The organism is Streptomyces aurantiaciflavus (genome assembly GCF_049808595.1).
Classification (GTDB): Bacteria; Actinomycetota; Actinomycetes; order Streptomycetales; family Streptomycetaceae; genus Streptomyces.
The window spans coordinates 22,450-36,599 of sequence record NZ_JBNCAQ010000017.1 but is presented as its reverse complement, the minus strand read 5'-3'; the positions used below and the strand labels follow the sequence as shown (position 1 = coordinate 36,599).

The following is a 14,150-nucleotide window of genomic DNA, read 5'->3' as shown; positions in this document are numbered from 1 at the left end:
TCTTTGATCGGTCAGAGGTGCGGTTGAAACACTGGCCCCCGAGCCCCTCATCGAGGACACTCCGGACCATGCCCACACCCCCTCCGACCGGCCCACTTGTCACCCGCGACACCCTCGCCACCGCGTTGCGCCGACTGGGTGTCGACACAGGAGAAACCCTCCTCGTCCACTCGTCGCTCAGCTCACTCGGCTGGGTCTGCGGAGGCGCCGTCGCGGTCGTCCAGGGGCTGCGGGACGCGCTCGGCAGGAGCGGCACGCTCGTGGTCCCCACCCAGTCCGGCGACCTGTCCGACCCGGCGATATGGGGCAACCCGCCCGTGCCCGAGGAGTGGTGGGAGCGGATCAGGACCGCCATGCCCCCGTACGACCCGCTGATCACCCCCACCCGCGGGGTCGGCGTGATCCCCGAGACCGTGCGCACCTGGCCCGGCGCCCTGCGCAGCGCGCATCCGCAGACCTCGTTCGCGGCGCTCGGTCCGCGCGCGGCGGAGATCGTGGAAGGGCACGCGCCGGACTGCCGGCTGGGCGAGCAGAGCCCCCTTGCCCGGCTGGAGAAACTCGGCGCGCGCGTCCTGCTGCTGGGCGCCGGCTACGACAGCTGCACCAGCTTCCACCTGGCCGAATACCGCATCGAGTCGCCCCTGGTCGCCGTGGGCCGGCCCGCGCCCGGCGGAGGCTGGGAGGTCGTCACCGAGGTGTCCGTCGACTCCGACCGCTTCGACGAACTCGGCCATGACTTCGAACGGGACCGTCCGGTCGTACGGGGAAAGGTGGGCGCGGCCGACGCCCGCCTGTTCCCGGTCGCGGACGCCGTGGCCTACGCCGAGCGATGGCTGCCCCTGCACCGGCCGCGCGGGGAGGAGATCCTGCTTCCGCCTGCCTGAACCTCACCGTCCCTGCCCGGCGCACCACGTCCGCAGCTGTCCGGACCCGGGCGGTGCGCGGACCGTCCGGGGGCGGACTCTCCACCCGCCGACCCGAGCCCCCGGCCGCGAACCTAGACTCTGGAGCCATGCGAACTGAGCCTGTCGTCCGGGTCCAGGCCCTGGTGAAGCGGTACGGGACGAAGACCGCGGTGGACGGCCTCGATCTGGCGGCCCGGGCGGGCGTCACCGCCGTCCTCGGCCCCAACGGCGCCGGCAAGACGACGACGATCGAGACCTGCGAGGGGTACCGCAAGCCGGACTCCGGCACCGTGCGCGTCCTCGGCCTCGACCCGGTGAGACAGGCCTCCGACCTGCGACCCCGGATCGGAGTGATGCTGCAGTCCGGGGGCGTGTACTCGGGTGCGCGGGCCGACGAGATGCTGCGGCACGTGGCGAAGCTGCACGCGCATCCGCTGGACGTGGACGCGCTGATCGAACGGCTCGGGCTCGGCTCCTGCGGCCGGACCACGTACCGCCGGCTGTCCGGCGGGCAGCAGCAGCGGCTCGCGCTGGCGATGGCCGTGGTCGGGCGCCCGGAGCTGGTGTTCCTCGACGAGCCGACGGCCGGTCTCGACCCGCAGGCCCGCCGCGCCACCTGGGATCTCGTACGGGATCTGCGCGCCGACGGCGTGTCCGTCATCCTCACCACCCACTACATGGACGAGGCCGAGCAGCTCGCCGACGACGTGGCGATCATCGACGCCGGCCGGGTCATCGCCCAGGGCTCCCCCGAGGAGCTGTGCCGGGGCGGCGCCGAGAACACGCTCCGTTTCACCGGCCGCCCCGGCCTGGACATCGGCTCCCTGCTCAAGGCCCTGCCCGCGGACTGCTCCGCCGCCGAGCTGACGCCGGGCTCGTACCGGGTGAACGGCAAGGTCGACCCGCAGCTGCTGGCGACGGTGACGTCGTGGTGCGCCCAGCACGGCGTGATGCCGGACCGGATCTCGGTGGAACGGCACACCCTGGAGGACGTCTTCTTGGAGCTGACCGGCAAGGAGCTGCGCTCGTGACCGCCACTGGTACCTACACCCCGAAGCCGGGCGCGGCCCCCCTCCCCCGCATGATCGCGGCCCAGGCGGCGCTGGAGACGAGGATGCTCCTGCGCAACGGCGAGCAGTTGCTGCTGACCGTCGTGATCCCGACCCTGCTGCTGGTGCTGTTCAGCTCGGTCGACATCGTCGACACGGGCGAGGGCGAGGCGGTGGACTTCCTCGCGCCCGGCATCCTCGCGCTCGCCGTGATGTCGACCGCGTTCACGGGCCAGGCGATCGCGACCGGCTTCGAGCGCCGGTACGGCGTCCTGAAGCGGCTGGCGTCCTCCCCGCTGCCCCGCTGGGGCCTGATGGCCGCGAAGACGCTGTCCGTGCTGGTCACCGAGGTCCTCCAGGTCGCCCTGCTGACCGTGATCGCCTTCGCGCTGGGCTGGTCCCCGCACGGCAACCCCCTCGCCGTCCTGCTCCTGCTGATCGCCGGCACGGCCGCCTTCTCGGGCCTCGGCCTGCTGATGGCGGGCACCCTGAAGGCCGAGGCGACGCTGGCCGCCGCCAACCTGGTCTTCCTGCTGCTCCTGGTCGGGGGTGGGGTCATCGTTCCGCTGGACAAGTTCCCGGCCGGCGCCCAGGACGTCCTCGGACTCCTGCCGATCTCGGCCCTGTCCGACGGCCTGCGGGACGTGCTCCAGCACGGGGCGGGGATGCCATGGGCCGACCTGGGGATCCTGGCGGTGTGGGCCGTCGTCGGCCTGGCGGCGGCCGGGAGGTTCTTCCGCTGGGAGTGAGGCGCCCGGGGACCCTCGTGAAAGCGTGCACAAGCGGCCCCCTTACGATGGAACGCGTGCCAAACGTGACCCGCGCCGACGCCGTAGCGGCCGTCCGCAACCCCCTCGCCTTCATCGCCGCACGCTGGACCCCCACCCCACGGACCGTCCGGCGAGCGGCCCTCGCCGCGCTCGTGATGTCGGTGGTCATCGTGGTCACCGGCGGTGCGGTGCGACTCACCGGGTCCGGGCTCGGCTGCCCGACCTGGCCCAAGTGCACCGACGACTCGCTCACCGCCACCAGCGAGATGGGCTTCCACGGCGCCATCGAGTTCGGCAACCGCATGCTGACCTACGTGCTGTGCGCGGCGGTCGGCTGGGCGATCATCGCCGCCCGCTCCGAGAAGCCGTACCGGCGCAGTCTGACCCGGCTGGGCTGGGCACAGTTCTGGGTCGTGATGGGCAACGCGGTCCTCGGCGGGATCGTGGTCCTCGTCGGCCTCAACCCGTACACGGTCGCGGCGCACTTCCTGCTCACCTCGGGCCTGATCGCGGTCGCCACCGTGATGTGGCAGCGCACCAGGGAGGGTGACGAGGCACCGCGGGCGCTGGTCGGCAAGGCCGTGCAGCAGTTGGTGTGGTTCCTGGTCGCGGCCGCCGTCCTGCTCATCGCGGTCGGCACGGTGGTGACCGGCGCCGGCCCGCACGCGGGCGACTCCAGCGAGGTCGAGCGGATGCCGCTGGACTGGGAGACGGTCAGCAAGGCGCACGCAGTGCTGGCCTGGATCGTGGTGTCGCTGACGTTCGCCCTGTGGTTCGTCCTCAAGGCGGTCGACGCCCCCAAGGGTCCCCTGCACCGCACCCGCGACCTCTTCCTGGTCCTCCTCGCGCAGGGTGTCCTCGGGTACGTCCAGTACTTCACCGACCTGCCCGAGTTCCTGGTCGGCCTGCACATGCTGGGCTCGGCCCTGGTGTGGATCGCGGTCCTGCGGGTGCTGCTGGCGCTGCGGGAGCGGCCCGAGGCAGCCCTGCCCGAGGTGCCTCAGGCGTACGAGGCCACGAGCGCGTCGATCGCCGGACCCAGGTAGCTCCTGGTCAGCTCGCCCCGGCGCGCCCGCCACTCCTCGGCCGGCGGGGCGGGGGCGTCGTAGCGCCGCCTGCGGATGTCCTCGACGACCTCGGCGGGCGCCCCGAGACCGGGCAGCAGGTCCAGGGCCTCGCGCTTGGAGATCAGCCGGCCGTCGCGCAGGGTGACGGTCGCGCGGGCGAAGGTGAGCATCCCCAGGTCGACCCACACGTCCCGGGTCCACAGCGGGCGGTTGTCGAGGGCCGGCCGCCAGAAGTCCCGCTGGTCGCGCACCACGAAGTCGCCCAGCTCCCGGTCCGGCACCGGCGGCAGCAGCCCCGCGGGCGCCTTCCCGTGCAGCACCCGCCCGAAGCTGTGCAGCTCACGCCGGGTCACCGGGGTGACCGGCCGTTTGAAGAGCTCCTGGTGGGCCCAGGTCAGATGACGCCGGGCGGGGTCGCCCGCCGTGTCCGGTGTCAGATAGGTGCAGTGCAGTTGCCCGGCGAGCGGTTCGTTCCGCAGCCGGGCGTGCGACAGCGCCAGCCGCCAGACCGTCCGTGGTGTGACCGGATCGCCCAGTACGGCGATCAGGTCCAGGTCGCTGCGGCCCTCCTGGTAGTCACCCCCGGCGAGCGAGCCGTGCGCCCAGACGGCGAGCGGGTCCAGCGCCTTGAGGCCGGTGAGGAAGCGGTCGAGTAACGCGTCGGTCTGCATCCGCCCAGTCTGTACACCTCACTCCAGGCCGTACACCCTGCGCGCGTTCCCCGCCGCGATCAGCCCCGCCACCCGCCGCGCGTCCGCCGGTGACCACGCCCCCTCGGTGACCCAGGAGCCCAGCACCCGGCCCAGGGCCTCGCGGAAGAGCCGGGCGCCCACGACGTGGAGTTCGGGGAGGCCGTGGGCGCCGCTGGAGAAGAGGATCTTGCCGAAGGGGGCCAGTTCCAGGATCTCCGCGAGGATCGTCGCCGCGCGGGCGCCGGTGCGCACGAGAGCGGCGCCGGAGTCGGCGTAGACGTGCGGGAAGACGCCGGCGAGGTGGGCGGCGTGGCGGTGGTAGGGGTAGCCGTGCAGCAGGACCAGGTCGGTGCCGAGGCCGGCCGTCGCGCGGACGAAGTCCGTCAGGAGGACGGGGTCGGTGCGGTCGACGCGCAGGCCGGGCTCGCCGAGCCCCGCGTGCAGTTGCAGGGGCAGTCCTGAGGCGACGGCGATCCACAGCAGGTGCCGTAGCAGCACCGGGTCGCTGAGCTCCCCGCCCACCCGGCGGGCCGCCAGCCAGCGGCCCGCCGCGCCCCGCACCTCGCCCGGCCCGGGCGGCTCGGGCGCGAGCGCGAGGCCGTGCCGGACGCCGGCCACGGAGGTGAAGGCGACGGCGTGCGCGGCGGCGCCGTGCACCGCCTCGGCGAGGTTGGCGAGGAAGGACTCGACGGTGCCTGATGTGTCGGCGACCTGTTCGGCGAGGAGCTCCAGGCGCACGATCTCGCGCGCCTCGGCGGCGGCCGCGGAGGCGAGCTCGTCGGGGCCGGTGAGATCGCCGGGCAGGCCGGTGTCGACGAGGTACGTCGTGATGCCGCTGCCGCGCAGCAGCCGGCGGCCCGCCTCCAGTACGCCGATTTCACGACGGCGGGCGAGATAGCGGGCGGGCGGGCAGTGCGGCTCGAGGCCGAGAAGGGGGGGGCACCAGCGGCGTACCGCGAAGCCCGTCTGGGTGTCGAAGAGGGTGGTGCCGGCCGCGGGCGGACCCTCGGTGCGGGCCAGCTGGGCCTCGAAGGTGCCGAGGCCCAGCTCCGTTCTCAGGACGCCGTGGCAGTACTGGTCCACCAGGGACGGCGTTTCGATCATCCGGACTCCCCGACGGCTGGACCGTGTGCTCGGCGTACTCCTCACACGGCCTAACGGGTGAACCCGGTGTCAGGTGTTGCTCAGGGGTTGGACGGGCCGCCGACCTGGATGCCCGCCATTCGCGTCCACTCGTAGGGACCGGTGCTCACCTTGGCCGCGAACTCTCCGTCGAACGCCTCGTGGACGGTGATCCCGGCCTTCTCCACGGCCTTCTCGGCGATCTCGACCGAGGGCGCCACGAGGTCGCCCCAGCCGCCGTCCTCGCCGACGAGCACGATCCGGGCGCCGCGTTCGCCGATGTACGCGACCTGGCCCTCGGCTCCGCCGTGTGCCTTGGAGAAGCTGCTGATCTGCTGGGCGAGCCGGGCCGCCTTGCGCTCGGCCTTCGCGTCATCCTGCTTGGTGTCTGCCATGGTCAGGATGCTACCGACGGGTAGATGGAACGGCGACGGCCGGGGTGCGTGGCCTTGACCACGCGCCCCGGCCGTCGGCCGTCACAGGATCTAACGGAGGAAGGGGTCCACCGCCACCGCCACGAACAGCAGCGAGACGTAGGTGATGGACCAGTGGAACAGCCGCATCTCCTTCAGCTTCGTGCCCGTGGCCTCCGCCTTCGCCCGGTTCTGCAGGGCGTGCGCCTCCCACAGCCACCAGCCGCCGGCCGCCAGGGCGACCGCGGTGTAGAACCAGCCGGTGTAGCCGAGCGGGGTCAGCAGCAGCGAGACGGCGACCATCACCCAGCTGTAGATCACGATCTGCTTGGCGACGACCTTGTTGGAGGCGATGACCGGCAGCATCGGCACGCCCACGCGCGCGTAGTCCTCCCTCACCTTCATGGACAGCGGCCAGTAGTGCGGCGGCGTCCAGAAGAACATGACGAGGAAGAGGACGACCGGCGCCCACGACAGGGAGTTCGTGACCGAGGACCAGCCGATGAGCACCGGCATACAGCCGGCGATACCGCCCCACACGATGTTCTGGGAGGTACGGCGCTTGAGGATCATCGTGTAGACGACCACGTAGAAGAGGAGTGCGCCGAGGGCGAGCCAGGCCGACAGCCAGTTGACGGTCAGGCCGAACAGGAGCGTGGAGACCACCGCGAGGGTGATGCCGAAGGCGAGGCACTCGCGCGGGCTGACCATGCCGGTGACCAGCGGGCGCTGCGAGGTGCGGTCCATGAGCGCGTCGATGTCGCGGTCGATGTACATGTTCAGCGCGTTGGCGCCGCCCGCGGAGAGGTACCCGCCGACGCACGTGAGCAGCACCAGGCCGAGGTCCGGCACACCCTGCTGTGCCAGGAACATCACCGGAACGGTGGTGATCAGCAGCAGCTCGATGATCCGCGGCTTGGTCAACGCCACGAACGCCATGACGCGGGCCCTGACCGGCCGCCGACTCGGGCTCTGGCTCGTCCCGATAACCCCCACTGGACGGGATTCAACGGCCGTCACGCACACCCCTGACAGAGACATCCCAGCAAGCCTCCCCCTGTGAAGTCCCGGTAAAGGCTCGCGCGTACCACGCCACTGTAGACGTTGCCCATACCTTGCTCTTCGCGGGGGTGGGCTCGTGTTGGTCCGCCCCGCCGAGGGGCCGTCCGGGGGTGCGCGACGGGCCCGCTCATCGGTCGTACTGAAGCTCGATTGAGCAGTCAGATGAGCGGCTCCGTATTCATGTGCCGAATGCGATTCGGGCCAGTCGGCAGGCGTACTCGACATACTCCCGGCAGTCTGGAATGACTCGAAAAAACGCACGTCCTCACAGGGGTAGGCTCGACAGCGGCCGGTGGGCACCCAGTGCACCGGCAGCCGGTGGGCGCGCGCCCAAGCAGCCGGTATTCGACATGTGGAGAGGAGCCCTGACTCAGGGTGAGCACCAAGCCGACCACCACAGACCTCGAGTGGACCGAGTTGGACCAGCGGGCCGTGGACACCGCCCGTGTCCTGGCCGCCGACGCCGTACAGAAGGTCGGCAACGGCCATCCCGGTACGGCGATGAGCCTGGCGCCTGCCGCCTACACCCTCTTCCAGAAGGTGATGCGGCACGACCCGGCGGACGCCGACTGGGTCGGCCGCGACCGTTTCGTGCTGTCCGCGGGCCACTCGTCCCTGACCCTCTACACCCAGCTGTACCTGGCCGGTTTCGGCCTGGAGCTGGACGACCTGAAGGCCTTCCGTACGTGGGGCTCGAAGACTCCCGGTCACCCCGAGTACGGCCACACCGTGGGCGTCGAGACGACGACCGGACCGCTGGGCCAGGGTGTCGCCAACGCCGTCGGCATGGCGATGGCCGCCCGCTACGAGCGCGGTCTGTTCGACCCGGACGCCCCGCAGGGCGAGTCCCCCTTCGACCACTTCGTGTACTGCATCGCCGGTGACGGCTGCCTGCAGGAGGGCATCTCCGCCGAGGCGTCCTCGCTGGCCGGCCACCAGAAGCTCGGCAACCTGGTCCTGCTGTGGGACGACAACCACATCTCGATCGAGGGCGACACCGAGACGGCCGTCTCCGAGGACACCGTCAAGCGGTACGAGGCGTACGGCTGGCATGTGCAGCGCGTCGCCCCGAAGCCGGACGGCGACCTCGACCCGCACGCCATCTACAACGCGATCGAGGAAGCGAAGAAGGTGACGGACAAGCCGTCCTTCATCGCGATGCGCTCGATCATCGCCTGGCCGGCCCCGAACGCGCAGAACACCGAGGCCGCGCACGGCTCGGCGCTGGGCGACGACGAGGTCGCGGCCACCAAGCGCGTCCTGGGCTTCGACCCGGAGCAGAGCTTCGAGGTGTCGGACGAGGTCATCGGCCACACCCGGCAGGCCCTGGAGCGCGGTGCCCAGGCGAAGGCGGAGTGGGAGAAGTCGTTCCAGCTGTGGCGGGACAACAACCCCGAGCGTGCCGCCGAGTTCGACCGGGTCGCCGCGGGGAAGCTGCCCGTCGGCTGGGAGGACAAGCTCCCGGTCTTCGAGCCCGGCAAGGGCGTCGCCACCCGTGCCGCGTCCGGCAAGGTGCTCCAGGCGCTGGGTGCGGTGATCCCCGAGCTGTGGGGCGGCTCGGCCGACCTGGCCGGGTCGAACAACACGACGATCGACAAGACGTCGTCGTTCCTCCCCGCCGGCAACCCGCTGCCGGAGGCCGACCCCTACGGCCGCACGATCCACTTCGGCATCCGCGAGCACTCCATGGCCGCGGAGATGAACGGCATCGCCCTGCACGGCAACACCCGCGTCTACGGCGGCACGTTCCTCGTCTTCTCCGACTACATGCGCAACGCGGTGCGGCTGTCGGCGCTGATGCACCTGCCGGTGACGTACGTGTGGACGCACGACTCCATCGGTCTCGGTGAGGACGGCCCCACCCACCAGCCGGTCGAGCACCTCGCCTCGCTGCGCGCGATCCCGGGTCTGAACGTGGTGCGTCCGGCGGACGCCAACGAGACCGCGATCGCCTGGCGCGAGATCCTCAGGCGCTGGACGAAGGAGTTCGGCAAGGGCGCCCCGCACGGTCTCGCGCTGACCCGCCAGGGCGTGCCGACGTACGAGCCCAACGAGGACGCGGCGCGCGGTGGTTACGTGCTGTTCGAGGCGGAGGGTGGCGACGCTCAGGTCATCCTGATCGCGACCGGCTCCGAGGTCCACGTGGCCGTCGAGGCGCGTGAGCGGCTCCAGGCCGACGGGGTGCCGACGCGGGTCGTGTCGATGCCGTCCGTGGAGTGGTTCGAGGAGCAGGACCAGGGGTACCGGGACAGCGTGCTGCCGCCGTCGGTGAAGGCGCGGGTCGCGGTCGAGGCCGGGATCGGCCTGACCTGGCACAAGTACGTGGGGGACGCCGGCCGCATCGTTTCCCTGGAGCACTTCGGTGCTTCGGCCGACGGCAAGGTCCTCTTCCGCGAGTACGGCTTCACTGCCGAGAACGTGGCCGCGCAGGCCCGGGAATCCCTCGCTGCCGCCCAGCGCTGACGCTCACACACGACACGTAGGAGATGTAATCCCATGACAGACGCACTCAAGCGCCTCTCCGAGGAAGGCGTCGCGATCTGGCTGGACGACCTGTCGCGCAAGCGGATCACGTCCGGCAACCTCGCCGAGCTGATCGACCAGCAGCACGTCGTGGGCGTCACCACCAACCCGTCGATCTTCCAGAAGGCGATCTCGCAGGGCGACGGCTACGACCAGCAGCTCTCCGACCTCGCCGCCCGCAAGGTCACCGTCGAAGAGGCGATCCGCATGATCACGACGGCGGACGTCCGTGACGCCGCCGACATCCTGCGCCCCGTCTTCGACGCCACCGGCGGCCAGGACGGCCGCGTGTCGATCGAGGTCGACCCGCGTCTGGCGCACCACACCAAGGCGACGGTCGCCGAGGCCAAGCAGCTGGCCTGGCTGGTGGACCGGCCCAACACGCTGATCAAGATCCCGGCCACCCAGGCGGGTCTGCCGGCCATCACCGAGGTCATCGGCAACGGCATCAGCGTCAACGTCACCCTGATCTTCTCGCTGGAGCGCTACCGCGAGGTCATGGACGCCTACCTGGCGGGCCTGGAGAAGGCGCAGGCCAAGGGCCTGGACCTCTCCCTGATCCACTCGGTGGCGTCCTTCTTCGTGTCCCGTGTGGACACCGAGATCGACAAGCGGATCGACGCGCTCGGCACGCCCGAGGCCAAGGCCGCCCGCGGCAAGGCCGGCGTGGCCAACGCGCGCCTGGCCTACCAGGCGTACGAGGAGGTCTTCTCCTCGGACCGCTGGAGCGCGCTGGAGAAGGCGGGCGCCAACAAGCAGCGTCCGCTGTGGGCCTCCACCGGTGTGAAGGACCCCGCGTACAAGGACACCCTGTACGTGGACGAGCTGGTCGCGCCCAACACGGTGAACACCATGCCGGAGGCGACCCTGTTCGCCACCGAGGACCACGGCGGGATCCGGGGCAACGCCGTCGCCGGGACGTACGAGCAGGCCCGCGCCGACCTCGACGCGGTCGAGAAGCTCGGCATCTCGTACGACGACGTGGTCCAGCTCCTCGAGGACGAGGGCGTCGAGAAGTTCGAGGCGTCCTGGAACGACCTGCTCAAGTCGACCGAGGCGGAGCTTCAGCGCCTCGCCCCTTCGGAGGGCTGAGAAATTGTCGAGCAGCAACCCGCTGCGTGACCCCGCAGACCGACGGCTCCCGCGTATCGCGGGGCCGTCGGGCCTGGTCATCTTTGGCGTCACGGGCGATTTGTCACGAAAGAAGCTGATGCCCGCGGTGTACGACCTCGCCAACCGGGGTCTGCTGCCGCCGGGCTTCTCGCTGGTCGGGTTCGCCCGCCGCGAGTGGGCCCACGAGGACTTCGCCCAGGTGGTCCACGACGCGGTCAAGGAACACGCCCGCACTCCCTTCCGCGAGGAGGTCTGGCAGCAGCTCATCCAGGGCATGCGCTTCGTCCAGGGCACCTTCGACGACGACGACGCCTTCGAGCGGCTGCGCTCGACCATCGAGGAGTTGGACAAGGCGCAGGGCACGGGCGGGAACTTCGCCTTCTACCTGTCGGTGCCCCCGGGCGCCTTCCCGGTGGTCATCCAGCAGCTGAAGAAGCACGGGCTGGCGGACCAGAAGGGCGGCTCCTGGCGGCGCGCGGTCATCGAGAAGCCGTTCGGCCACGACCTGAGGTCGGCCGAGGAGCTCAACGAGATCGTCCACGAGGTCTTCGCCCCGGACCAGGTCTTCCGCATCGACCACTACCTGGGCAAGGAGACCGTCCAGAACATCCTGGCGCTGCGCTTCGCCAACACGATGTTCGAGCCGATCTGGAACCGGTCCTTCGTGGACCACGTGCAGATCACGATGGCCGAGGACATCGGCATCGGCGGCCGGGCGGGCTACTACGACGGCATCGGCGCCGCCCGTGACGTCATCCAGAACCACCTGCTGCAGCTGATGGCGCTGACCGCGATGGAGGAGCCCGCCTCCTTCGACGCGGACGCGCTCGCCGCGGAGAAGACCAAGGTGCTGGGCGCCGTGCGGCTGCCGAAGGACCTCGGCCGGGACACCGTGCGCGGCCAGTACGCGGCCGGCTGGCAGGGCGGCGAGAAGGCGGTCGGGTACCTCCAGGAGGAGGGCATCGACGCGAAGTCGAAGACCGACACGTACGCCGCGATCAAGCTGGAGATCGACAACCGTCGCTGGGCGGGCGTCCCCTTCTACCTGCGCACCGGCAAGCGCCTCGGCCGGCGGGTCACCGAGATCGCGGTCGTCTTCCAGCGCGCCCCGCACTCCCCCTTCGACCACACGGCCACGGAGGAGCTGGGCAAGAACGCGATCGTCATCCGCGTCCAGCCCGACGAGGGCGTGACGGTCCGCTTCGGTTCCAAGGTGCCGGGCACCTCGATGGAGATCCGGGACGTCTCCATGGACTTCGCCTACGGCGAGTCCTTCACGGAGTCGAGCCCGGAGGCGTACGAGCGCCTCATCCTGGACGTCCTGCTCGGCGACTCGAACCTCTTCCCGCGCACCGAGGAGGTCGAGCTGTCCTGGAAGATCCTGGACCCGATCGAGGAGTACTGGGACACCAACGGCAAGCCCGCGCAGTACCCGGCCGGTACCTGGGGGCCCGTCGAGGCGGACGAGATGCTCGAACGAGACGGACGGAGCTGGCGCCGGCCATGAAGATAGACCTCACGGACACCACGGCCAGCAAGATCAACAAGGCGCTGGTGCAGGGCCGCCGGGCGATCGGCACCCCGGCCGTGGGCATGGTCCTCACGCTGGTCATCGTCACCGACGAGGAGAACGCGTACGACGCCCTGAAGGCCGCGAACGACGCGTCGCACGAGCATCCCTCGCGCACGCTCGTGGTCATCAAGCGCGTCTCGCGCTCCCCCCGCGACCGCACCCAGTCCCGCCTCGACGCCGAGGTACGGGTGGGCGCGGACGCGGGCACCGGCGAGACGGTCGTGCTGCGGCTGTACGGCGAGGTGGTGGACCACGCGCAGTCGGTGGTGCTGCCCCTGCTGCTGCCGGACGCGCCCGTCGTCGTCTGGTGGCCGGTGAACGCACCGCTCGACCCGGCCAAGGACCCCCTGGGCGCACTGGCCCAGCGCCGTGTCACCGACACCTACTCCGCGGAGCAGCCGGTACGGGATCTGGCGGCCCGCTCCGGGACGTACACCCCCGGCGACACGGACCTGTCGTGGACCCGCATCACGCCCTGGCGTTCGATGCTGGCCGCGGCCCTGGACCAGGTCACCTGCGCGGTGGAGTCGGTCGAGGTGGAGGGCGAGGAGTTCAATCCGAGCTGCGAGCTGCTGGCGATGTGGCTGGGCGACCGGCTGGGCGTCCCCGTCCAGCGTTCGCTGTCCGGCGGGCCGGGGCTGACGGCGGTGCGCATGGCCACCGACTGCGGCCCGATCGTGCTGGACCGGGCCGACGGCTCGCTGGCCACGCTCTCCATCGAGGGCCAGCCCGACCGTGCGGTGGCGCTCAAGCGCCGGGACACGGCCGAGCTGATCGCGGAGGAGCTGCGCCGGCTGGACCCGGACGACACCTACGCTTCGGCGCTGCGGTTCGGGGTGGAGCGGCTGAACACCTCGAACGGCAAGGGCGGCAAGGGCACGAAGGGCGGCGAGAAGCCGGCCGCGGACCCGGCCGCCGACGCGCAGGAGCCGGCCGCCGACGCTGCGGAACCTGTGGCCAAAGGAGGGGAAGGAGAAGCGGTCGCGGTCCCCGCTCCCGTCGAAACGGCTGCCAAAGCACCTGCGAAGGAAGCGACGGCGCAGGCCCCGGTGAAGAAGGCGGCCGCGAAGTGAGTGCTCCGCAGCTCGTCGTGCACCGCGACAAGGACCTGATGGCGCAGGCCGCCGCGGCCCGCCTGATCACGAAGATCGTGGACGCGCAGGCCTCCCGGGGCCACGCGTCCGTGGTCCTCACCGGTGGCCGCAACGGCAACGGCCTGCTGGCCGCGCTGGCCGCCGCGCCCGCCCGGGACGCCGTCGACTGGGGCCGGCTCGACCTGTGGTGGGGCGACGAGCGCTTCCTGCCCGAGGGCGACCCGGAGCGGAACGTCACGCAGGCCCGCGAGGCCCTGCTGGACTCCGTCCCCGTGGACCCGAAGCGCGTGCACGCCATGCCCGCGTCGGACGGTCCGTACGGCGCCGATGTGGAGGCCGCCGCGGAGGCCTACGCCGAGGAGCTGGCCCACGCGGCCGGCCCCGAGAACCACGGCCCCGTCCCCACCTTCGACGTCCTGATGCTGGGCGTCGGCCCGGACACCCACGTGGCCTCGCTCTTCCCGGAGCTGCCGGCCGTACGGGAGACCGAGCGCACGGTGGTCGGCGTGCGGGGCGCGCCCAAGCCGCCGCCGACCCGTGTCACCCTCACCCTCCCGGCGATCCGGGCGGCCCGTGAGGTGTGGCTGCTCGCGGCCGGTGAGGACAAGGCGCAGGCGGCCGCCATCGCCCTGTCGGGGGCGGGCGAGATCCAGGCCCCGGCGGCGGGCGCCCACGGTCGCTCCCGCACCCTGTGGCTCCTGGACTCGGCGGCGGCGTCCCAGCTGCCGAGGTCGCTGTATCCGCCGGCGTCGCCCTGAGAGGCGTGA

At 71.3% G+C, this 14,150-nt stretch carries 13 protein-coding genes; 9 read left to right on the top strand and 4 right to left on the bottom strand.

Annotated features, from left to right (window positions below):
* The first annotated feature begins 68 nt into the window (after positions 1 to 68).
* The 4 genes from ACPT94_RS21295 (at position 69) to ACPT94_RS21280 (ending at position 3,770) form a co-directional block, all read left to right on the top strand.
* Positions 69 to 884, top strand: a complete 816-nt coding sequence (locus ACPT94_RS21295; protein ID WP_425246559.1) for an AAC(3) family N-acetyltransferase — start codon at positions 69 to 71, stop codon at positions 882 to 884.
* Positions 885 to 1,012: 128 nt separating this feature from the next.
* The gene (locus ACPT94_RS21290) at positions 1,013 to 1,936 is read left to right on the top strand and encodes an ABC transporter ATP-binding protein (protein WP_425246558.1); all 924 of its coding nucleotides are present in this window, start codon (positions 1,013 to 1,015) and stop codon (positions 1,934 to 1,936) included.
* Positions 1,937 to 1,986: 50 nt separating this feature from the next.
* Positions 1,987 to 2,703, top strand: a complete 717-nt coding sequence (locus tag ACPT94_RS21285; RefSeq protein ID WP_425246606.1) for an ABC transporter permease — start codon at positions 1,987 to 1,989, stop codon at positions 2,701 to 2,703.
* Between the two features lie 47 nt (positions 2,704 to 2,750).
* Positions 2,751 to 3,770, top strand: a complete 1,020-nt coding sequence (locus ACPT94_RS21280; RefSeq protein WP_425246557.1) for a COX15/CtaA family protein — start codon at positions 2,751 to 2,753, stop codon at positions 3,768 to 3,770.
* Here the strand turns inward: ACPT94_RS21280 and ACPT94_RS21275 are convergent.
* From ACPT94_RS21275 to ACPT94_RS21260, 4 genes are all read right to left on the bottom strand, one after another.
* Positions 3,725 to 4,462, bottom strand: coding sequence for a nucleotidyltransferase domain-containing protein (locus ACPT94_RS21275; RefSeq protein WP_425246556.1), 738 nt, complete (start codon positions 4,460 to 4,462; stop codon positions 3,725 to 3,727). The genes ACPT94_RS21280 and ACPT94_RS21275 overlap by 46 nt on opposite strands.
* Positions 4,463 to 4,480: 18 nt before the next feature.
* Entirely contained in the window at positions 4,481 to 5,587 is a 1,107-nt protein-coding gene (locus ACPT94_RS21270) for an amidohydrolase family protein (RefSeq protein WP_425246555.1), read from the bottom strand.
* Positions 5,588 to 5,667: 80 nt separating this feature from the next.
* On the bottom strand, positions 5,668 to 6,000 hold the full coding sequence (locus ACPT94_RS21265) for a hypothetical protein (RefSeq protein ID WP_360341827.1): 333 nt from the start codon (positions 5,998 to 6,000) through the stop codon (positions 5,668 to 5,670).
* Between the two features lie 90 nt (positions 6,001 to 6,090).
* A complete protein-coding gene (locus tag ACPT94_RS21260) occupies positions 6,091 to 7,044 on the bottom strand; it encodes a heme o synthase (protein WP_360342063.1) in 954 nt (317 codons plus the stop codon).
* Positions 7,045 to 7,455: 411 nt separating this feature from the next.
* Here ACPT94_RS21260 and tkt point away from each other — a divergent pair, with 411 nt between their 5' ends.
* The 5 genes from tkt to pgl are packed head-to-tail and all read left to right on the top strand — an operon-like array spanning position 7,456 to position 14,141.
* Positions 7,456 to 9,543, top strand: a complete 2,088-nt coding sequence (gene tkt / locus ACPT94_RS21255) for a transketolase (RefSeq protein ID WP_360341830.1) — start codon at positions 7,456 to 7,458, stop codon at positions 9,541 to 9,543.
* Between the two features lie 33 nt (positions 9,544 to 9,576).
* The gene (gene tal / locus ACPT94_RS21250; RefSeq protein ID WP_360341833.1) at positions 9,577 to 10,695 is read left to right on the top strand and encodes a transaldolase; all 1,119 of its coding nucleotides are present in this window, start codon (positions 9,577 to 9,579) and stop codon (positions 10,693 to 10,695) included.
* A 4-nt stretch (positions 10,696 to 10,699) separates the two neighbouring features.
* Positions 10,700 to 12,223 carry a glucose-6-phosphate dehydrogenase gene (zwf, locus tag ACPT94_RS21245; RefSeq protein ID WP_360341836.1) on the top strand — a complete coding sequence of 508 codons (1,524 nt, stop codon included), beginning with the start codon at positions 10,700 to 10,702 and terminating at the stop codon, positions 12,221 to 12,223.
* Positions 12,220 to 13,362 (top strand): glucose-6-phosphate dehydrogenase assembly protein OpcA, encoded by a 1,143-nt coding sequence (opcA, locus tag ACPT94_RS21240; RefSeq protein ID WP_360341839.1) that lies wholly within the window; start codon positions 12,220 to 12,222, stop codon positions 13,360 to 13,362. The genes zwf and opcA overlap by 4 nt, the downstream gene beginning before the upstream one ends.
* Positions 13,359 to 14,141, top strand: coding sequence for a 6-phosphogluconolactonase (gene pgl / locus ACPT94_RS21235; protein WP_425246554.1), 783 nt, complete (start codon positions 13,359 to 13,361; stop codon positions 14,139 to 14,141). Before opcA ends, pgl begins: the two co-directional genes overlap by 4 nt.
* Positions 14,142 to 14,150: the final 9 nt, after the last annotated feature.

Coding starts and splice junctions, on each gene's coding strand:
- ACPT94_RS21295 (WP_425246559.1), top strand. CDS start 69: ATGCCCACACCCCCTCCGACCGGCCCACTTGTCACCCGCGACACCCTC.
- ACPT94_RS21290 (WP_425246558.1), top strand. CDS start 1,013: ATGCGAACTGAGCCTGTCGTCCGGGTCCAGGCCCTGGTGAAGCGGTAC.
- ACPT94_RS21285 (WP_425246606.1), top strand. CDS start 1,987: ATGATCGCGGCCCAGGCGGCGCTGGAGACGAGGATGCTCCTGCGCAAC.
- ACPT94_RS21280 (WP_425246557.1), top strand. CDS start 2,751: ATGGAACGCGTGCCAAACGTGACCCGCGCCGACGCCGTAGCGGCCGTC.
- ACPT94_RS21275 (WP_425246556.1), bottom strand. CDS start 4,462: ATGCAGACCGACGCGTTACTCGACCGCTTCCTCACCGGCCTCAAGGCG.
- ACPT94_RS21270 (WP_425246555.1), bottom strand. CDS start 5,587: ATGATCGAAACGCCGTCCCTGGTGGACCAGTACTGCCACGGCGTCCTG.
- ACPT94_RS21265 (WP_360341827.1), bottom strand. CDS start 6,000: ATGGCAGACACCAAGCAGGATGACGCGAAGGCCGAGCGCAAGGCGGCC.
- tal (WP_360341833.1), top strand. CDS start 9,577: ATGACAGACGCACTCAAGCGCCTCTCCGAGGAAGGCGTCGCGATCTGG.
- opcA (WP_360341839.1), top strand. CDS start 12,220: ATGAAGATAGACCTCACGGACACCACGGCCAGCAAGATCAACAAGGCG.